17 protein-coding genes and 1 riboswitch are annotated in these 19,481 nt (G+C 35.6%); of the genes, 16 read left to right on the top strand and 1 reads right to left on the bottom strand.

Translation table 11 applies throughout. The features are described from left to right. The first annotated feature begins 7 nt into the window (after positions 1-7). The 15 genes from cysD to AC3QL1_RS07620 all read left to right on the top strand — a co-directional run bounded on the left by cysD (position 8) and on the right by AC3QL1_RS07620 (position 17,320). Positions 8-907, top strand: a complete 900-nt coding sequence (gene cysD / locus AC3QL1_RS07550) for a sulfate adenylyltransferase subunit CysD (protein WP_318802390.1) — start codon at positions 8-10, stop codon at positions 905-907. 121 nt (positions 908-1,028) lie between these two features. Continuing rightward, on the top strand, positions 1,029-2,273 hold the full coding sequence (locus AC3QL1_RS07555) for a sulfate adenylyltransferase subunit 1 (RefSeq protein WP_492496476.1): 1,245 nt from the start codon (positions 1,029-1,031) through the stop codon (positions 2,271-2,273). 121 nt (positions 2,274-2,394) lie between these two features. Beyond that, the gene (locus AC3QL1_RS07560; RefSeq protein WP_492496478.1) at positions 2,395-4,485 is read left to right on the top strand and encodes a ferredoxin-like domain-containing protein; all 2,091 of its coding nucleotides are present in this window, start codon (positions 2,395-2,397) and stop codon (positions 4,483-4,485) included. Continuing rightward, a complete protein-coding gene (cobA, locus tag AC3QL1_RS07565) occupies positions 4,478-5,254 on the top strand; it encodes a uroporphyrinogen-III C-methyltransferase (RefSeq protein ID WP_492496480.1) in 777 nt (258 codons plus the stop codon). The genes AC3QL1_RS07560 and cobA overlap by 8 nt, the downstream gene beginning before the upstream one ends. A 123-nt stretch (positions 5,255-5,377) precedes the next feature. Continuing rightward, a complete protein-coding gene (locus AC3QL1_RS07570; protein WP_492496482.1) occupies positions 5,378-5,959 on the top strand; it encodes a precorrin-2 dehydrogenase/sirohydrochlorin ferrochelatase family protein in 582 nt (193 codons plus the stop codon). A 164-nt stretch (positions 5,960-6,123) separates the two neighbouring features. After that, on the top strand, positions 6,124-7,176 hold the full coding sequence (locus AC3QL1_RS07575; protein WP_115843828.1) for an NAD(P)/FAD-dependent oxidoreductase: 1,053 nt from the start codon (positions 6,124-6,126) through the stop codon (positions 7,174-7,176). A 123-nt stretch (positions 7,177-7,299) separates the two neighbouring features. Beyond that, positions 7,300-7,527 (top strand): hypothetical protein, encoded by a 228-nt coding sequence (locus tag AC3QL1_RS07580; protein ID WP_492496484.1) that lies wholly within the window; start codon positions 7,300-7,302, stop codon positions 7,525-7,527. Next, entirely contained in the window at positions 7,518-7,811 is a 294-nt protein-coding gene (locus AC3QL1_RS07585) for a type II toxin-antitoxin system RelE/ParE family toxin (RefSeq protein ID WP_492496486.1), read from the top strand. The genes AC3QL1_RS07580 and AC3QL1_RS07585 overlap by 10 nt, the downstream gene beginning before the upstream one ends. A gap of 110 nt (positions 7,812-7,921) precedes the next feature. Next, a riboswitch (SAM riboswitch) is annotated at positions 7,922-8,035 on the top strand. A 374-nt stretch (positions 8,036-8,409) separates the two neighbouring features. Next, positions 8,410-9,414 carry a homocysteine S-methyltransferase family protein gene (locus AC3QL1_RS07590; RefSeq protein WP_492496488.1) on the top strand — a complete coding sequence of 335 codons (1,005 nt, stop codon included), beginning with the start codon at positions 8,410-8,412 and terminating at the stop codon, positions 9,412-9,414. Positions 9,415-9,417: 3 nt separating this feature from the next. Then, positions 9,418-9,846 (top strand): hypothetical protein, encoded by a 429-nt coding sequence (locus AC3QL1_RS07595; protein ID WP_492496490.1) that lies wholly within the window; start codon positions 9,418-9,420, stop codon positions 9,844-9,846. A gap of 178 nt (positions 9,847-10,024) precedes the next feature. Beyond that, on the top strand, positions 10,025-12,700 hold the full coding sequence (gene metH, locus AC3QL1_RS07600) for a methionine synthase (protein WP_492496492.1): 2,676 nt from the start codon (positions 10,025-10,027) through the stop codon (positions 12,698-12,700). Positions 12,701-12,845: 145 nt separating this feature from the next. Continuing rightward, positions 12,846-13,802, top strand: a complete 957-nt coding sequence (metF, locus tag AC3QL1_RS07605) for a methylenetetrahydrofolate reductase [NAD(P)H] (protein WP_492496494.1) — start codon at positions 12,846-12,848, stop codon at positions 13,800-13,802. Between the two features lie 99 nt (positions 13,803-13,901). After that, on the top strand, positions 13,902-14,555 hold the full coding sequence (locus AC3QL1_RS07610; protein ID WP_492496496.1) for a class I SAM-dependent methyltransferase: 654 nt from the start codon (positions 13,902-13,904) through the stop codon (positions 14,553-14,555). Between the two features lie 99 nt (positions 14,556-14,654). Next, positions 14,655-15,878, top strand: a complete 1,224-nt coding sequence (locus AC3QL1_RS07615; RefSeq protein WP_492496498.1) for a dicarboxylate/amino acid:cation symporter — start codon at positions 14,655-14,657, stop codon at positions 15,876-15,878. 32 nt (positions 15,879-15,910) lie between these two features. Beyond that, on the top strand, positions 15,911-17,320 hold the full coding sequence (locus AC3QL1_RS07620) for a pyridoxal phosphate-dependent decarboxylase family protein (RefSeq protein ID WP_492496500.1): 1,410 nt from the start codon (positions 15,911-15,913) through the stop codon (positions 17,318-17,320). A gap of 321 nt (positions 17,321-17,641) precedes the next feature. Here AC3QL1_RS07620 and gldA read toward each other — a convergent pair whose 3' ends face one another. Beyond that, the gene (gene gldA, locus AC3QL1_RS07625) at positions 17,642-18,538 is read right to left on the bottom strand and encodes a gliding motility-associated ABC transporter ATP-binding subunit GldA (protein ID WP_492496502.1); all 897 of its coding nucleotides are present in this window, start codon (positions 18,536-18,538) and stop codon (positions 17,642-17,644) included. Positions 18,539-18,686: 148 nt separating this feature from the next. On the opposite strand from gldA, the gene AC3QL1_RS07630 reads away from it, so the two are divergent. Next, positions 18,687-19,265: an outer membrane beta-barrel protein gene (locus AC3QL1_RS07630; RefSeq protein WP_492496503.1), complete on the top strand. Its 579-nt coding sequence runs from the start codon at positions 18,687-18,689 to the stop codon at positions 19,263-19,265. Positions 19,266-19,481: the final 216 nt, after the last annotated feature.

Genomic DNA, 19,481 nt, shown 5'->3' on the forward strand with positions numbered 1-19,481 from the left:
AACAAAAATGAGTTCAGTATTAAAAACAAACGCTTTAGAGAGTGAAGCAATATACATTTTCAGAGAAGTAATTTCACAGTTTGACAAACCGGTTTTACTTTTTTCTGGAGGAAAAGATTCTATAACATTGGTGCGTTTGGCACAGAAAGCGTTTTTCCCTGCAAAAATTCCGTTTCCTCTTTTGCACGTTGATACAGGACATAATTTTCCTGAAACAATTGCTTTCAGAGATAAATTGGTTGAAGAATTAGGATTAGAATTGATTGTTCGTAATGTTCAGGATGCTATTGATGAAGGAAAAGTGGTGGAAGAAACCGGAAAATATTCTAGTAGAAACAGCTTACAGACAATTACGCTTTTAGATGCAATTGAAGAATTTAAGTTTGATGCTTGTATTGGCGGCGCGCGTCGTGATGAAGAAAAAGCAAGAGCTAAGGAACGTATTTTTTCAGTTCGTGATGATTTCGGTCAATGGGATGAAAAAAATCAACGTCCGGAGTTATTTGATATTTTGAACGGAAAAATAGAAAATGGTCAAAACGTTCGTGTTTTCCCAATTTCAAACTGGACAGAATTAGATGTTTGGAGTTATATCGAAAAAGAACACATCGAAATTCCGTCAATCTATTTTTCACATAAAAGAAAAGTTTTTTTGAGAGACGGTTTAATCTGGTCACATTCTCCTTATGTGTATCAGGAAGAAGACGAACAAATCGAAGAAAGAATTGTTCGTTTCAGAACCGTTGGAGATATGAGTTGTACAGCCGCAGTTGAATCTTACGCAGCAACAATTCAGGAAGTTGTGGGAGAAATCAGAGAATCAACAATTTCTGAAAGAGGAGCCAGAATCGACGACAAACGTTCTGAAGCCGCAATGGAAAAGAGAAAACAACAAGGGTACTTTTAATTCAATTAAAAATTTAGAATTAAAAATTAAAAGTTAGAATCAAAAAAACAAAAACATACAGATTTAAGTTTCGAGAGAACATGAAAACCGGAAACTTTAAACCTGAAACAATATATTAAGAATGGAAGTTTTAAAAATAGCAACAGCAGGAAGTGTAGATGACGGAAAAAGTACTTTGATCGGAAGATTATTGTACGATACAAAATCATTGACGACTGACAAAATAGAAGCAATCGAAAAAAGCAGCAGACAAAAAGGATATGATTATCTTGATTTTTCATTGGCAACAGATGGTTTAGTAGCCGAAAGAGAACAAGGAATTACTATTGATGTGGCACATATTTATTTTTCGACTGCAAAGAAAAGTTACATTATTGCCGATACTCCGGGCCACGTAGAATATACAAGAAACATGGTTACAGGAGCTTCAACTTCTCAGGTTTCTATTATTTTAATTGATGCCAGAAAAGGGGTAATTGAGCAAACGTATCGTCACTTTTTTATCAATAATTTATTGAGAGTAAAAGAGGTAATTGTGGCAATCAATAAAATGGATTTAGTTGATTATTCAGAAGAAGTTTTCAATAAAATCAAAGCCGATTTTCAGGCATTAAATGCAAAAAGTACTTTCAAGGAACAAAACGTAAGTTACATTCCGTTAAGTGCAATCAATGGCGGAAACGTAGTGGATAAATCGGAGAATATGAAATGGTACGATGGTCAAACCGTTCTGGAACATTTAGAAGGATTACATTCTCATGATGTTTTTGAAGCAGGAAAAGCACGTTTCCCGGTTCAGACGGTTATTCGTCCAAAAACAGAAGAATATCACGATTTTAGAGGTTACGCAGGAAAATTATACGGAAACTCAATTAAGGTTGGAGATGCTGTAACGGTTCTTCCTTCTTTAACAGAATCAAAAGTTTCTAAAATTCACTTTTTCGATAAAACATTTGATGAAGCCGTTGCAGGTTCTTCCATTACAATCGAATTAGAAAACGACATCAATGTAACAAGAGGCGATATGATTGTAAAATCATCAGAGCTTCCAAAAATTGAAAAAGAAATAAACACAACTGTCTGTTGGATGGATAGTAAAAAACTGGTTCCGGGTACAAAATATATTGTACAGCACAACACAAACTCGGTTTTAGCAAAAGTAGAAAGTATCAAAAATACCATCTCTACAGATTATTCAGGAACAAAAGAAGCGTCGCAATTGGCGATCAACGAAATTGGAGAAGTTAACATCAAATTGAGCAAACCATTGTATTTTGATGCTTACAACGAAAATAAATCAAACGGAGCTTTTATCTTAATTGATACTGCGACAAACACAACAGCAGGAGTAGGATTCATTAGGTAAACTTGCTATAAGCTTTAGGCTCTAAGCTTTAAGCGAAAATGCATAACGAGATATTTTAAAAGCTTATGGCATATAGCCTAAAGCTTAAAGCGAATAAAAAAAGCCTAAAGCGAAAGAAAAAATGGAAAGTTTTAGAACAGAAATAGAAAATCCGATAGTTCAGAAAGAGATTATCGATTTAGAAAAAAAGATTCATTTATTCCGTGGAGGAAAAATTGATGATGAGCGTTTTCGTAGTCTTCGTTTAGCGCGTGGAATTTACGGACAACGTCAGGAAGGCGTTCAAATGATTCGTATTAAATTGCCTTACGGTAAAGTGACCAGCGAACAATTGGTACGAATTACTAAAGTTTCTGATGAATATTCTACAGGACGTCTGCACATTACAACACGTCAGGATATCCAGATTCACTATGTAAGTCTGGACAGAACTCCGGAACTTTGGGCAAATTTGGCCAAAGATGATGTTACCTTGCGTGAAGCGTGTGGAAACACTGTTCGTAATATTACAGGAAGCGAATTGGCCGGTGTAGATGTAAACGAACCATTTGATGTTTCGCCTTACGCACATGCTTTATTTCAATACTTATTAAGAAATCCGATTTGTCAGGAAATGGGACGTAAATTCAAAATTTCGTTCTCATCATCTGATGAAGATACCGCTTTGAGCTATTTGCACGATTTAGGATTTATTCCAAAAATTGTTGATGGTGTTCGCGGTTTCAAAATCATGTTTGGAGGAGGTTTAGGATCTCAACCGGCGCATGCTGAATTACTATCAGAATTTGTACCGGCGAATCAGATTATTCCAACAGCAGAAGGAATCATCCGTATTTTTGACCGATACGGTGAACGTGCCAAAAGAATGAAAGCGCGTATGAAATTCTTAATCAAAGAAATGGGAAGAGATGTTTTCCTTGATTTGGTTGAAAAAGAGAAAAAAGCAATCGCTTTCGAAACTTACGAAATTGACACAACCGCTTTTGACGGACCAATTCCGGAACCATTATTAGAAGCACCGCAAGTTACAATTGAAGATACTGCAGCTTATGAAGCGTGGAAAAAATCGAATGTAATTGCTCAGAAACAAGAAGGTTATTACGCAATTGGAATCAAAGTTTTATTGGGAGATTTTTATACCGATAAAGCCAGATTATTAGCCGATTTAATTAAGAATTATGCAGCAAATGAATTACGTTTTTCATTGCGCCAAAATATTGTAATACGTCACGTAAAAGAAGCAAATTTGCCTTTCTTTTATCAGGAATTAGCCAAATTGAATTTTGTTCATTTAGGATATAATTCGACTGCTGACATTACAGCATGTCCTGGTACTGACACTTGCAATTTGGGGATTGCAAGCAGTACCGGAATTGCAGAAGAACTGGAGAAAGTTTTAAATGCAGAATATCCTCAGTACTTAAATAACCACGAAATCGAAATCAAAATTTCGGGTTGTATGAATGCCTGTGGGCAACATAATATGTCGGCAATTGGTTTTCAGGGAATGTCAATCAATTCAGGAAAATTAGTAGCTCCGGCTTTACAGGTTTTATTAGGTGGAGGAAGATTAGGAAATGGAGCAGGACGTTTTGCAGATAAAGTAATTAAAATTCCAAGCCGTAGAGGACCAGATGCTTTGCGTACGATTTTAAATGATTTTGATGCCAATGCAAACGGAGAAAAATTCCTGAATTATTACGATCAAAAAGGAGAGAAATATTTCTATGAGATATTAAAACCTTTCGCAGACGTAACCAATTTAACCGAAGCTGATTTTGTGGATTGGGGTAATGCAGACAATTATGTAAAAGCCGTTGGAGTTGGAGAATGTGCCGGAGTTGTGATCGATTTAGTAGCGACTTTATTATTAGAAGCCAAAGATAAATTGACGTTTGCTCAGGAATCATTCGACGAAAATAAATGGTCAGACGCTATTTACCACGCTTACGCCGGATTTGTAAACGGTGCAAAAGCATTGTTGCTTGCAGAAAACGAGAAAACAAATAATCACGCAGGAATTGTTGATTTATTTGACAACGTTTTCATCGTAACAGGTAAAATTGAATTGCCAACAACATTCAAAGAATTGGTATATCAAATCAATCAAAATGAGCCTTCAGAAGCATTTGCAAAAGCATACATTCAACAAGGAATTTCATTTTTTGACACAATAGAAAAATACAGAGCTCAAGAATTAGCAAATGCATAATACAGTAAAACCCAAAGTAACTTTAGTTGGCGCAGGTCCCGGCGATCCGGATTTGCTTACGCTCAAAGCCGTAAAAGCACTAGCTGAAGCGAATGTGGTTTTGTACGATGCATTGGCCAATGACGAAATATTAGCACACGCACCAAAAAATGCCATCAAAATTTTTGTTGGAAAAAAAATAGGAAATCACGCTTATACGCAAGATCAAATCAATCAGTTGATTGTTGATAATGCGTTGACGTACGGAAATGTAGTGCGTTTAAAAGGCGGAGATCCGTTTATCTTCGGGCGCGGAAGCGAAGAAATAGAATTTATTGAAAGTTTCGGAATCCCGACAATTGTTGTTCCAGGAATATCTTCGGTAGTGGCAGTTCCGGCAAGTCTGGGAATATCAATTACAAAAAGAGGTGTTTCAGAAAGTTTTTGGGCGATTACAGGAACAACTTCCGATAGAAAATTATCTTCAGATGTAGCTTTGGCAGCGCAATCATCTGCAACAGTAGTTATTTTGATGGGAATGCACAAATTGCCTCAAATTATCGATTTGTTTCAAAAAGAAGGCAAAGGAGATTTACCTGTAGCGATTATTCAAAATGGAACAACTTCTGAAGAAAAAGTGGGCGTTGGAATAGTAGATTCTATTTTAGAAGTAGTAGAACAACAAAAATTAAGTTCACCGGCGATTATTGTTCTCGGAAATGTTGTCCGCGAAAGCAACAAATTAAAAGGTTTTTACGAAGAATTTCTGTCAAAAGAAATCGTCCGATAAATTCAAAAGGAATAACATAGCTTCAGGTTTCAACCTGATGTAGCCAAAGTAAACATTGGATTTTAAATCACGATGTTTTTAAGAATAAATCATCTAATTTTGATTGGATGAAAATAAAATAAAATGGAACAGAATGAATTATATCCAATATTCTTAAAGCTTCACAATCTTAATGTATTGATTGTGGGTGGTGGAAATGTGGGTTTAGAGAAACTTTCTTTTTTGCTAAAGTCGAGTCCAAATGCAAATGTTGAAGTTGTAGCAAAAGATTTTCATCTTGAAATTAAGATTTTGGCCGAAAATCATCCTTCGATTACATTAACACAATCGAAGTTTAAAAAGAAAATGCTCAAAAAGCGCCACATGGTAATCGCTTGTACCGATGATTTAAAAGTCAATAAAAAGGTATATGATTTATCCCGAAAGCGTTATTTAATTTGCAATATTGCCGATACACCCGATTTGTGTGATTATTATTTGGGCGGAATCGTAACAAAAGGAAACGTAAAAATTGCTATTTCGACCAACGGAAAATCACCAACAACTGCTAAAAGGCTGCGGGAATTTTTTGAAGAAGTCATTCCGGAAGATATTAATCAAATGGTAGAAAACCTCAATGAATATCGAAAAACACTGAAAGGCAATTTTGAAGACAAGGTCAAAAAAATGAACGAAATAACGGCTTCATTAAAAAATAAAGAATAGCAAAAAAGTTTCGAAGGAAAGACAAATTTTGTAGCGTCGTCCCGAAGCTTGGGGATTAACCCGATGAAAAATTACACAAGGAATCAATGATAAAAATCATTTGATAATGGCATATATTATTTGTTTCTTTGTATTATTAAGAATGATTATAAACAACAACCATAATGATTAAAACAGATATACTTATAATTGGAGCAGGACCAACAGGTTTATTTGCCGTTTTCGAGGCAGGATTATTAAAATTAAAATGTCATATATTAGATGCTTTACCACAAGCAGGAGGACAACTTTCAGAGTTGTATCCAAAAAAACCTATTTATGATATTCCTGGTTTCCCTGAAGTTTTAGCAGGAGATTTAATTGATAACTTACAAGAACAAATTAAACAATTTGAACCAGGTTATACATTAGGAGAACGCGCTGAAACAATCGAAAAACAAGAAGACGGAAGTTTCATTGTAACATCAAATAAAGGGACTAAATTTCACGCACCGGTTATTGCTATTGCAGGAGGTTTGGGAAGTTTTGAGCCACGCAAGCCACTTATAGAAGATATCGAGTTTTATGAAGATAAAGGAGTAAAATACTTCATCAAAAACCCGGAGAAATTCAGAGATAAAAGAGTTGTAATTGCCGGAGGAGGAGATTCAGCATTAGACTGGAGTATCTTTTTGGCAAATGTAGCTTCAGAAGTCACTTTAATTCACCGTAGAAATGAATTTAGAGGAGCTCTTGATTCAGTTGAAAAAGTACAGGAATTAAAAACAGCTGGAAAAATTAAATTAATTACGCCTGCAGAAGTAATCGGAATCAATGGTGCTGAGCACGTTGAATCGTTAGATATCGAAGAAAACGGAGCACACCGTAAAATCGAAACAGATTATTTTATTCCACTTTTCGGATTAACACCAAAATTAGGTCCAATTGCGGACTGGGGACTAGAAATCGAAAAAAATGCCATTAAAGTAAACAACGCATTAGATTACCAGACAAATATTCCGGGAATCTTCGCTATTGGAGACGTTAATACTTACCCAGGAAAATTAAAACTGATTCTTTGTGGTTTCCACGAAGCAACTTTAATGTGTCAGGCAGCATACGCCATCATCAATCCGGGTAAAAAATATGTATTGAAATATACGACAGTTTCTGGTGTAGACGGTTTCGACGGAACCCGTAAAGAAGCTCCAAAAGCGGTTGTTAAGGCAATTGTTTAATCGAAGGCGCTGAGGTTCTAAGGGACTAAGACGCTAAGGTTTTTTTAGATATAAAGCTCAAACTTGTAATACAGTTTGAGCTTTTTTTATTTGTATCTTTGTAATATATAAATTTTGAGTATCATGAATTTAGAAGCTAGAAAATATCAATTTATTCAACAATTGTTCAAGGTAGAAGATGAACGCGTTTTAGAAAAATTAGAATTGATTCTAAAAGCAAATCAAAGCGATTGGTTTGATGAGTTATCGGAATCAGAGAAAGCTGAAATTCAAATCGGACTAGATCAGGCTGAAAAAGGTGAATTTATAAGCCACGAAGATGTTATGAAAAGATTTTCGAAATGGCACTAAAATTTATATGGACAGCGCAAGCTGTTAAAGGTTTTGATAAAGTTGTCGATTATTTGGAAGTAAAATGGACGAAAAAGGAAATTTTAAACTTAGAGAATAAAATTCAACAGGTTATTAATCAAATTAGTCTTAATCCAGAACAATTTCCAAAATCAATTAAAAGCGAATCTTTGTATAAAGCAATTGTAGATAAAAACAATTATTTGGTTTACAGAATAAATAAGAAATCAAATATTATTGAGATTATCAATTTTATAGGAACAAAACAAAAGCCTAAATATTAAAGTCAATTTCTAAACTTAGAACCTCAGAACCTTAGTCTCTTAGAAACTTAAAAAAAACTTGCAATTGTTCAGCTTATGTCTTTACTTTGCACTGTTCTTAAAATTATTGAAAGTTATCACGAAAGGCGGAGGGAAAGACCCAATGAAACCTTAGCAACCCTTTATCATAAAGAAGGTGCTACATTCTACTTTATACTATTCTTAGTATCAAAGATAGATAACACAAATACATAAAAGTATTTCTCAAAACTCTTCCTGACAACCATACAATATTATTTTACTGAATTCACTTCGGTATCATGAGCGAATCATTGGCGCATTTTTGCTAACATCGTTCCCGCTTTCGCCTTTATCTCTCCGTTGCACTACGAGGATACCGGCTCAAACGAAGTTCACTGAACTCCTATGAAAATAGAAATTAAGTGAAGTAATCGGGGCTAATGAGCCATCATAGTGAATTCTTGGAATTAAAGTGAATCAATACCGCGCTAAACCCGACAGGTTTTTAAAATCTGTCGGGTTTGAAACCGGAATTATAATAAATAAAAAACTTAGCATCTTAGCGCCTTAGGAACTTAGCAGCTAAAAGATAAAAAACATGGCAATAACAATTCAGGAAGCAATAAAAAAAAATATCCTAATCCTTGACGGAGCAATGGGAACAATGCTGCAGCGCTATAATTTCTCCGAAGAAGATTTTAGAGGAGAGCGTTTTAAAGATTTCCCGCACCCGTTAAAAGGAAACAACGATTTACTATCCATAACACAACCACAAGCCATTCGCGATGTCCACGCCGCTTATTTTGAAGCCGGCGCAGACATCGTAGAAACCAATACTTTTTCAGGAACGACAATCGGTATGGCCGATTATTTCCTGGAAGATTTGGTTTATGAATTAAACTACGAATCGGCTAAGTTGGCAAGAGAAGTAGCTGATGAATTTACAGCCAAAAATCCGGACAAACCTCGTTTTGTTGCCGGTTCAATTGGACCAACAAACAGAACCGCAAGTATGTCGCCAGATGTAAACGATCCGGGTTACAGAGCCGTAACATTTGATGATTTGCGTATCGCCTACAAACAACAAGTAGAAGCTCTAATGGATGGCGGTTGCGATTTACTTTTGGTAGAAACCATCTTTGATACTTTAAATGCAAAAGCAGCACTTTTCGCAATCGAAGAAGTAAAAGACGAACGTAATCTTGATATTCCAATCATGGTTTCGGGAACCATTACCGATGCTTCAGGAAGAACACTTTCAGGGCAAACGGTTGAGGCGTTTTTGATTTCAGTATCACATATTCCGTTATTAAGCGTAGGATTTAATTGTGCTCTTGGAGCCGATTTGTTGAAACCATACTTAAAAACATTAGCACAACACACGAGTTTTAATGTGTCGGCTCATCCAAATGCGGGATTGCCAAATGCATTCGGGCAATACGATGAAACTCCGGAACAAACTCAGGCTTTCATAAAAGAATATTTAGACGATAATTTAATCAACATCATCGGTGGTTGTTGCGGAACAACTCCGGATCACATCAGATTAATTGCTGAGGTTGCGAAGGATTATAAGCCGAGAGTGGCGCCGGTATTTGTGTAAAAAATGAAAGAAACGAACATTAATACAAATTTGATAGCTCCAATTCTTCTTATTGCCATAATATTTTTGTGGATATTTCTTTCAAGTAAAGATGCCAAGAAATATAATGAACATAAGAAAACATTCAAAGGCGAAACTATTGGGTTTGTAACTAGAATTGTACGCGAAGGAAAAAGAGATTATTTGAAATATTATTTCTATTCAGGTAAAAAAATTTTATCAGAGGTTTCTAGTAGAGATTACGAACTTGTGGATAAGTTTTATAAAGTGAAATATGATTTGAATAACCCGGAAGACAACTATATTGTTTTAGAAGAAGAATTAGAACCAGATTCAATCTCATTAGTTAAAGCAGGGTTTACCAAAACAAAATATTACATATATGACGCAGGCGTAACTTGTAAATACATAGAGAATTCAAAATGGAAATGATATCGAAAACATAAGTTGTCTATTGAAACCGAGATTTGCGTGAGGGATAGAAGTGGATAGCCCGACCCGGAGGGACACGCCCATTAATATAAAAGATTAAAGGTTTAAACGCCTAAAAAAATATAGAATAAAAAACTTAGAACCTTAGTATCTCAGGATCTTAGTAACTTTAAAACAAATGACAGAAAAAAGAAGAGACCTTGTATTAGCAGGATTAGAACCGTTGATTATTACGCCGGAAAGTGTTTTTGTAAACATTGGAGAGCGTACAAATGTAACCGGTTCGCGAAAATTCCTTCGCTTAATCAAGGAAGAGAAATATGACGAGGCGCTTGATATTGCAAGACAACAAGTAGAAGGTGGAGCACAGATCATCGATATTAATATGGATGAGGGAATGCTTGATGGTGTTCAGGCAATGACTAAATTCCTGAATTTAATTGCATCAGAACCGGATATTTCGAGAGTGCCGATTATGATCGACAGTTCGAAATGGGAAATCATCGAAGCAGGTCTAAAAGTAGTACAAGGAAAAAGTGTTGTAAACTCAATCTCTTTGAAAGAAGGTGAAGAAGCTTTTATTCATCACGCCAAATTAATCAAACGATACGGAGCTGCGGCTATTATCATGGCTTTTGACGAAGTAGGTCAGGCGGATAATTATGACCGAAGAGTCGAAATCTGTCAGCGTTCGTATGATATTTTGGTTAATAAAGTTGGCTTTCCACCACAGGATATTATTTTCGATTTGAATATTTTTCCCGTTGCAACGGGAATGGAAGAACATCGCCTGAATGCTTTGGACTTTTTCAGAGGTACAAAATGGGTTCGTGAGAACTTGCCACATGCCCATATTAGTGGTGGGGTAAGTAACGTTTCGTTTTCTTTTAGAGGAAATGATACCGTTCGTGAAGCGATGCACTCGGTGTTTTTATACCACGCTATCAAAAACGGAATGACAATGGGAATCGTAAATCCGGAGATGCTTTCGATTTATGATGATATCCCAAAAGATTTATTAGAACACGTTGAAGACGTAATTCTGGACCGACGCGACGACGCGACAGAACGACTTTTAGATTTTGCTGAGAACGTAAAAGGCGAAGTAAAAAGTGATGAAAAAGCGATTCAGGAATGGCGTTTAGGAACAGTTCAGGAACGTATTACGCATTCATTAGTAAAAGGAGTTGATGCTTTTATTGAAGAAGATGTTGAAGAAGCACGTTTAGCCGCAACAAAACCTATTGAAGTGATCGAAATCAATTTGATGACGGGAATGAATGTGGTTGGCGATTTATTCGGAAGTGGAAAAATGTTTTTGCCTCAGGTTGTGAAATCGGCACGTGTGATGAAAAAAGCCGTGGCGTATTTATTGCCATTTATTGAAGCCAGTAAACAAGCCGGAGACAAACAAGGAAACGGAAAAATATTGATGGCAACCGTAAAAGGTGACGTTCATGATATTGGTAAAAATATTGTTTCGGTGGTTTTGGCGTGTAACAACTACGAGATTGTAGATCTTGGCGTTATGGTGCCTCCGGAAAAAATTATTGCCGCGGCGATAGAACATAATGTAGATATTATTGGTTTAAGCGGATTGATCACGCCATCGCTTGACGAAATGGTTTATCTGGCAAAAGAATTAGACAAACAAGGAATTAAAATTCCAATTATGATTGGTGGTGCAACGACTTCGCGCGCACATACTGCCGTGAAAATCGCTCCGCAATATAGAGAAACTGTAATTCACGTAAATGATGCTTCGCGCGCCGTTACCGTTGCAGGAAACCTGTTAGATCATAACCGAAAAATATATGCAAGCGATATTCGTGCTGAATATGATGCATTCAGAGAAACGTTTTTGAATCGTTCGAGAGACAAAAACTTCCTGACGATCGAGCAAGCGCGTAAAAACAAATTACAATTGGATTGGGCTGAATATACTCCGACTAAACCAAAAGTAATTGGAAAACAAATTATCGAAGTAGAATTGGATGTTTTGGTTCCGTATATCGACTGGACACCATTTTTTAGAACGTGGGAATTGTTCGGAAAATATCCTGCAATTTTGACCGATGAGGTTGTGGGAGAACAGGCAACTTCGGTTTTTGCGGATGCTCAGGAAATGTTGAAAGTGATTTTGGCAGAGAAAAAACTAACGGCAAAAGGAATCTACGGAATCTTCCCTGCGAACCAAGTTGACGATGACGATATCGAATTGCGTGATGAAAACGGAAAAGTATTGGAGAAATTCTTAACGCTTCGTCAGCAATCACAAAAAACAAAAGGAGCACCAAACATCGCTTTGTCTGATTTTATCTTGCCAAAAGACTCAGGAATTACAGATTATATGGGCGCTTTTTGTGTCACAACAGGTTTTGGTGTTGACGAATGGGCAGTTGAATTTGAAAAAGATCTGGACGATTATAATTCGATAATGGTAAAAGCATTAGCGGATCGTTTTGCTGAGGCTTTCGCCGAATACCTGCACGAAAAAGTACGTCAGGATTTCTGGGGTTATGATCCTCAAGAATCACTTTCGACAGAAGATTTGATCGAAGAAAATTATAAAGGAATTCGTCCTGCGCCAGGATATCCGGCTTGTCCGGATCACTTGGAGAAACCAACAATCTGGAAACTCCTAAATGTAGCCGAAGAAATTGGAGTTACACTGACAGAAAGTATGGCGATGTGGCCGGCTTCATCTGTTTCTGGATATTATTTCGGGAATCCGAAAAGTAAATATTTCGGACTTGGAAAAATAAAAGAAGATCAGGTGGTAGATTACGCCAAACGACGCAATGTACCAACAGATTACGCAATGAAATGGTTAAACCCTAATATAGCAGACTAGAAAAAAGTTTCATGTTTCATGTTTCAGGTACGCTAACAACTTGAAACCTGAAACAAAAAAAGATATTTGATTACGTTTTTTGATTTCAGATTTTTTACACGAACTAAAACTCAAAACTCATAAGTCATAATTCATAACTCTAATAATGAAAGTAACAGAACATATAGAAAACGCCAAAGGAAATACATTATTCTCATTTGAACTTATTCCGCCTCAAAAAGGAAAAAGCATTCAGGAATTATACGATAATATTGATCCGTTAATGGAGTTTAAACCGCCGTTTATTGATGTAACGACTTCTCGCGAAGAATATATTTATATTGACAAAGGCAACGGACTTTTGGATAAAAAATTAACTCGTATGCGTCCGGGAACGCTTGGAATTTGCGCTTCTATAAAACATAAATATAATGTTGATACTGTGCCGCATTTGCTTTGCGGCGGATTTACGCAGGAAGAAACAGAATACATGCTGGTTGATTGTCAGTATCTGGGAATCACCAATGTAATGGCACTTCGTGGAGATGCCATGAAAGATGAACAATCTTTTGTGCCTAAAGTGGGCGGTAACAGTTTTGCCATCGATTTGGTTCGTCAAATCAATGATTTAAATTGTGGAAAATACCTGCATGAAGTTATGGATGTCGATAACAAAGCCGATTTTTGTATTGGTGTTGCCGGTTATCCGGAGAAACATTTAGAATCTCCTTCGTTACAATCAGACTTGAAAAGACTGAAAGAAAAAGTAGATGCGGGAGCTGATTATGTCGTAACACAAATGTTTTTTGACAATGCTAAATACTTTGCTTTTGTAGAAAAAGCCAGAGAAATTGGAATCACAATTCCGATTATTCCCGGAATTAAACCCATTGCAGTTCAAAGACATTTACAGATTTTACCACAAATTTTCAGAATTGATTTGCCTGAAGATTTAATCGATGCAGTTGATAAATGTAAAAATAATGCAGAGATCAAACAGGTGGGTATCGAATGGGCAATTCAGCAATCATTAGAATTAAAAGCTGCCGGAGTTCCTGTTTTGCATTATTATTCAATGGGGAAATCGGAGAATATTCGTCAGATCGCGAGTCGTATTTTTTAAAAACACATGCTGTAATCTTTGTCAAAGTTTTAAACTTTGACAAAGATATCGGTAGTTGCAATTTGGATTTTTTTTAATTTGGAATTTAATAACACCATTATGAAACAAGAAGAATTACAAGCAATCGCATCTCAGCTCAAACATCCAACGGGAGAAAAAGGAATCGAAATGGCGAATATGATGCATGAAACCAACATCAACATGACGCGCCATTCTTTTCAAAATCTACATATAGAATCAGGAGATAATATTCTGGAATTAGGTCACGGAAACGCAGGACATGTAGCATTTATATTTGAAGAAGCTCAAAATATTAAATATTACGGACTTGAAATGTCTGAATTAATGTTTCAGGAAGCACGCCGGATCAACAGAAATTTTGTATCGCAAAAACAGGCCTTTTTTTCGATTTATGACGGAAATATAATTCCATTTGAAGATGCTTTCTTTCATAAAATATTTACTGTAAATACGATTTATTTCTGGCAGGAACCTGAAAAATTGCTTTCGGAAATTTACAGGGTTTTAAAAGAAAAAGGTATTTTCTCCTTGACCTTTGCCGAAGAAAGTTTCATGAAACAGCTTCCTTTTACACAATATGAGTTTGAACTTTACAGTACCGAAAAAGTGGAGAAACTAATTGAGAAAACTTCTTTCAAAATCATAAATAAAGAAACTTTAACCGAAAAAGTAAAAAGCAAAACAGGAGAATTGGTTGACAGAGCTTTTACGACTTTGGTTTTGGAAAAATAACAAAAAGTTACAATAATAATTTTTGAACTCTTTTTTTGAGTACTTTAATTGATTTTTATTTCGGGTTTTCTATTCTGAATTCTAATACTTTTTAAAATTATGGAGGTTAAAAAAATCAATTTTCTCAAAAGTTACAGCAGCATTCTTTTACTACTTGGAGGAATAATACTGGGAAGTATTCTCGGATTATTTTTCGGAAAAGATGTTTTGGTTATAAAACCGCTTGGAGACATCTTTCTTAATTTACTTTTCACGGCCATTATTCCGTTGATTTTCTTCACCATTGCTTCTTCTGTTGCCAATTTAGAGCAAACCGAAAAACTGGGAAAACTTTTTATGATCATGCTGGCCGTTTTTTTAGGAACTATACTAATTTCGGCTATTGTCATGATTCTGGCGGTTTATATTGTTCCGATTCATCAAAGTATTATTGTTTCAAAAATTCCAATAGAAAATATTGAATCCGGAAGTATTGGCGACCAAATCGCACAATTGCTTACCGTAAATGATTTCTATCAGCTATTGTCGAGAAAAAGCATGCTGGCACTTATTATATTCTCTTTCTTAGTTGGTTTTGCCAGTTTGCAATCAGGAGAAAAAGGAAGCTCTTTCAGAAGTTTTCTTGATTCCGGAAACGAAGTCATGAAGCAATTGCTAATGATGATTATGAAATTAGCGCCAATTGGTTTAGGAGCTTATTTTGCGTATCAGGTTGGTGTTTTTGGTCCGCAATTATTTGGTGCTTACGCCAAACCTTTGGGCGTTTATTACGCCGCTTGTATCTTTTACTTCTTCGTGTTTTTTAGTATTTATGCTTTTATAGCCGGAGGAAAAAGAGCTTTTATGGTCTTTTGGAAAAACAATATTACGCCTTCCTTAACCGCCGTAGGAACATGCAGCAGTATTGCAACCATTCCCGCAAATCTGGATGCTGCCGAAAAAATGGGCATTCCTAAACATGTCAGGAATTTGGTTATTCCACTCGGCGGACCTTTGCATAAAGATGGTTCCAGTATGTCATCGATTTTAAAAATAACAGTTCTTTTTGCCATGTTTGGAAAAGATTTTACAGATCCAATGACCATTTTGATAGCATTAGGAATTACCGTAATCGTTTCGATTGTAGAAGGCGGAATCCCAAATGGTGGTTACATTGGCGAAATTTTAGCCATTACCGTTTACGGTTTACCGATGGAACAAGCTTTGCCCGTAGCCATGATCTTAGGAACGCTTGTTGACCCGGTCGCCACTTTATTAAATGCCAACGGCGATGTTATTTGTTCGATGTTGATTTCCCGATTTTCTGAAAAAACAAAATGGTAAGATTCCATTACCAATATTTCTAAATAAATACTATGAACACATTTTTGCAGCAGGATTTAAATGATCTTGAAAATATACTTGATACAGCAAAACAGCAAGGAATTGATTTCCTGAATAATATCAAAAATGTTCTCACTTCAAATAAAAATTCAATTGATGTAACACGTGAATTAAACGAATTAGGTTTAGGTTCCGTTGCAGCGTTAGAAGAATTTAATGAACGATTAGCACCTTTAATGGTCGCATCTTCGGGACCACGATATTGGGGATTTGTAACCGGAGGATCTACTCCGGCTGCTATTGTAGGCGATTGGCTGGCTTCAGTTTACGATCAAAATACGCAGGCAATAAAAGGGCAGGGCGGCGCTTCGGCATTAATTGAATTTGAAACAATCAATTTATTATTACAGTTATTTGGTTTACCAAACTCTTTTCTGGGCGGATTTGTAACCGGCGCTACAATGTCAAATTTTACCTGTTTAGGAGTTGCCAGGCAATGGTTTGGAAAACAGTCTGGGAAAGATTTTGCGAAAAATGGAATTTCTGAAACTATAAATATCCTGACTGCAACGCCACATTCTTCGTCAATAAAATCATTGGCGATGTTAGGAATTGGAAGTAATAATTTCACCACAATAAAAACAATTGAAGGCAACCGCGAAGCAATTGATATTGTTGATTTAGAAAATAATATTGAAAGCTTAAACGGAAAACCTTTTATCTTAATTTCGAGTGCCGGAACTGTGAATACAGCAGATTTTGATGATTTTGAAGCGATTTCAAAATTAAAAGAAAAATACAGTTTCTGGTGGCATATTGATGCAGCTTTTGGTGGATTTGCCGCTGTTTCTGATAAATATAAACATTTTGTAAAAGGTTGGGAAGGCGCAGACAGTATTACAATTGATTGTCATAAATGGCTGAATGTGCCTTACGAAAGCGCTTTTTATTTAATTAAAAAAGAACATACCAGTCTACAAATAGAAACATTTCAAAATTCGAATGCGCCTTATTTAGGAAGTCCGTTAGAGAATTTTAATTACCTAAATGTATTGCCCGAGAACTCAAGACGTTTAAGAGCCTTGCCGGTTTGGTTTTCTTTGCTGGCTTACGGAAAAGAGGGATTTCAGGATATTGTAGAAAATAGTGTCTTGATGGCGCAGCATTTTGGAAACGAACTTATTGAAGATGGAAATTTTGAATTAATGGCACCAATTCGGCTTAATAATGTTTGTTTTACTTTAAAAGGAGATCACAATCAGGAAAAAGTATCTCAATTTTTAACCGAACTTAATGATCGTGGTAAAGTATTTATGACGCCAACTATTTATAGAAATCAAAAAGGAATAAGAGCTTCGTTTGTGAATTGGAGGACAACAGAAGAAGATATTAAAATAGTTATTGATGAAATAAAAGCTGTTTTTCTGAATCTGGAAGTTTAATAAAAAAAGCCTGCTCGAAAATAACAGGCTCTTTACTAACACAAAAAAAAACAAAAAAACAAAGAGTGAATGATATTAAGTCATATAATTATTTAGGATTTCGTTTTCAAATATAATACTATTTATACTAAGTCTAAATAAAAATAAACACAAATTTGCATAGAGATTTATAAAGATCTGTTTATGAGTGATTTTTATAATTAATAAATTTTAAATTACTGTAAGAAGTAAGAAAATAAATATTAGAATTGTTAGAAACAAAAAAGCCCGTTTAAAACTAAACGGGCTTTTAATCTGTAAACTGAAAATGTAAACTGAAAACTACTTTGTAATTTCTCTAAATACAGCTTCCAGATTTTTATTTTTCTGATTTAATTGTAATGTTTTCAATCCGTTTTCGTTAGCAAAATCGAAAATAGCGGGACGCATATCTTTTTCGGCAACAAAAGTTAATTCCCACGTCATGTCGTGGATATTTCTATAAGAAGTAATGTTTTCCAATTTTGCCAAAAGCTGTTCCTGAATCTGATAATCAAATTCAACTTCGATAACTTGTTCCTTATCTTCAGAAATTAAATGATCTAATTTTTTATCCGCTACAATTTGTCCTTTGTCAATAATAATGACACGATCACAAATAGCTTCGACTTCCTGCATAATGTGTGTTGACAGAAAAACAGTTTTATCTTTCCCAACATTTTTAATCACATTTCGAATTTCCATTAACTGATTCGGATCCAGGCCTGTAGTTGGTTCGTCCAGAATTAATACATCAGGATTGTGCAATAAAGCATTCGCAAGTCCCACACGCTGGCGGTATCCTTTTGACAACTGACTGATTTTTTTATGGCTTTCCGGTGTCAGTCCTGTCAGTTGAATTACCTCTTCAATTCTTGATTTGTCAACATGATACACATCGGCATTAAAAGCCAAATACTCACGAACATACAAATCCAGATACAACGGATTATGCTCTGGTAAATACCCAATAGAAAGCTGAACTGCCTTTGTGTTTGTCATGACATCGTGACCATTTACAAGGGCTGAGCCATTATCGGCCAATAAATAAGTGGTCAGGATTTTCATCAAGGTAGATTTTCCGGCGCCGTTTGGTCCTAAGAATCCTACGATTTCTCCTTTCTCAATTTTAAAAGAAATTTCATTAAGCGCTTTTTGCGTTCCGTAACTTTTTGATATGTTGTTTACTTCTATCGACATGAGTATTTATTTGCTACAAAAGTAAACAGAAATACGCTCGTTTACTAAATTTTTGTCTTTTTAAGGAATCACAAAAAAATCTTAATGTTTATTTTGCGCGGCACCGTTATTGTTAAAGGGATATTAAATTTTTTAAAACAAAAACAAAATGAAAAAAATGTTAGTTATGGTTGCATTTGCAGTTGTGAGCCTTGCAAATGCACAAAAAGGAACAATCTTGGTTGGTGGAAGTATTGGTTATTCTTCTGAAACGAGAACTCTTGGAAATAATGAAGTAAAAAACAATGAATTTGATTTTTCTCCAAAAGTAGGTTACCAATTTCATGATAATTGGACTGTAGGAGGTGAGGCTTCTTTTGGTTCTTCTAAAACAAAACAAGGAGCAAACGAAGATAGATTTAATACAACTAAATTAGGTGCATTTTTACGTTACACAATGCCATTGAATCCAACTTTTGCATTCTTTGCAGAATTAGGATTAGGGTACCAAAGTGAAAAAGATAAAACGTACACAGGACCGCTTACTACAACTGCTAAAGGTGACGGGATGTATGTTGGTATTACGCCAGCTCTTTTTATCGATATGAAAAAAGGTTTTGGTTTAAACTTTAATATTGGTGGTTTAAACTACGGAACAATCAACTACGATAACAACGGACCAGAATACAAAAACTTCGATTTTAATTTTGGTAAAACATTTAACATTGGAGTTTCTAAAAACTTCTAATCTTAAATTATATTCAATTTCAGAAAAGCATTCGCCGCGGCGGATGCTTTTTTTTGCTCTTAGTTTAGAAGTGTTTTGAAAACAAAAAGTTCTCGCCTAGCCCCGATAGAAGCCGTATCCTTTTTTTGGCTTTTTAGCCAGAAAAAGATATAGCGGATAGCGGGACTAAAGGTGTTTTGAAACCTTAATTTCTGCTTCAAAAAACTTTAAACACAA

This window comes from Flavobacterium sp. GW823-FHT04A11, from assembly GCF_058796535.1.

Excerpts from the sequence above, each read along its gene's own strand:
- cysD (WP_318802390.1), top strand. The coding sequence starts at position 8 with ATGAGTTCAGTATTAAAAACAAACGCTTTAGAGAGTGAAGCAATATAC.
- AC3QL1_RS07555 (WP_492496476.1), top strand. The coding sequence starts at position 1,029 with ATGGAAGTTTTAAAAATAGCAACAGCAGGAAGTGTAGATGACGGAAAA.
- AC3QL1_RS07560 (WP_492496478.1), top strand. The coding sequence starts at position 2,395 with ATGGAAAGTTTTAGAACAGAAATAGAAAATCCGATAGTTCAGAAAGAG.
- cobA (WP_492496480.1), top strand. The coding sequence starts at position 4,478 with ATGCATAATACAGTAAAACCCAAAGTAACTTTAGTTGGCGCAGGTCCC.
- AC3QL1_RS07570 (WP_492496482.1), top strand. The coding sequence starts at position 5,378 with ATGGAACAGAATGAATTATATCCAATATTCTTAAAGCTTCACAATCTT.
- AC3QL1_RS07575 (WP_115843828.1), top strand. The coding sequence starts at position 6,124 with ATGATTAAAACAGATATACTTATAATTGGAGCAGGACCAACAGGTTTA.
- AC3QL1_RS07580 (WP_492496484.1), top strand. The coding sequence starts at position 7,300 with ATGAATTTAGAAGCTAGAAAATATCAATTTATTCAACAATTGTTCAAG.
- AC3QL1_RS07585 (WP_492496486.1), top strand. The coding sequence starts at position 7,518 with ATGGCACTAAAATTTATATGGACAGCGCAAGCTGTTAAAGGTTTTGAT.
- AC3QL1_RS07590 (WP_492496488.1), top strand. The coding sequence starts at position 8,410 with ATGGCAATAACAATTCAGGAAGCAATAAAAAAAAATATCCTAATCCTT.
- AC3QL1_RS07595 (WP_492496490.1), top strand. The coding sequence starts at position 9,418 with ATGAAAGAAACGAACATTAATACAAATTTGATAGCTCCAATTCTTCTT.
- metH (WP_492496492.1), top strand. The coding sequence starts at position 10,025 with ATGACAGAAAAAAGAAGAGACCTTGTATTAGCAGGATTAGAACCGTTG.
- metF (WP_492496494.1), top strand. The coding sequence starts at position 12,846 with ATGAAAGTAACAGAACATATAGAAAACGCCAAAGGAAATACATTATTC.
- AC3QL1_RS07610 (WP_492496496.1), top strand. The coding sequence starts at position 13,902 with ATGAAACAAGAAGAATTACAAGCAATCGCATCTCAGCTCAAACATCCA.
- AC3QL1_RS07615 (WP_492496498.1), top strand. The coding sequence starts at position 14,655 with ATGGAGGTTAAAAAAATCAATTTTCTCAAAAGTTACAGCAGCATTCTT.
- AC3QL1_RS07620 (WP_492496500.1), top strand. The coding sequence starts at position 15,911 with ATGAACACATTTTTGCAGCAGGATTTAAATGATCTTGAAAATATACTT.
- gldA (WP_492496502.1), bottom strand. The coding sequence starts at position 18,538 with ATGTCGATAGAAGTAAACAACATATCAAAAAGTTACGGAACGCAAAAA.
- AC3QL1_RS07630 (WP_492496503.1), top strand. The coding sequence starts at position 18,687 with ATGAAAAAAATGTTAGTTATGGTTGCATTTGCAGTTGTGAGCCTTGCA.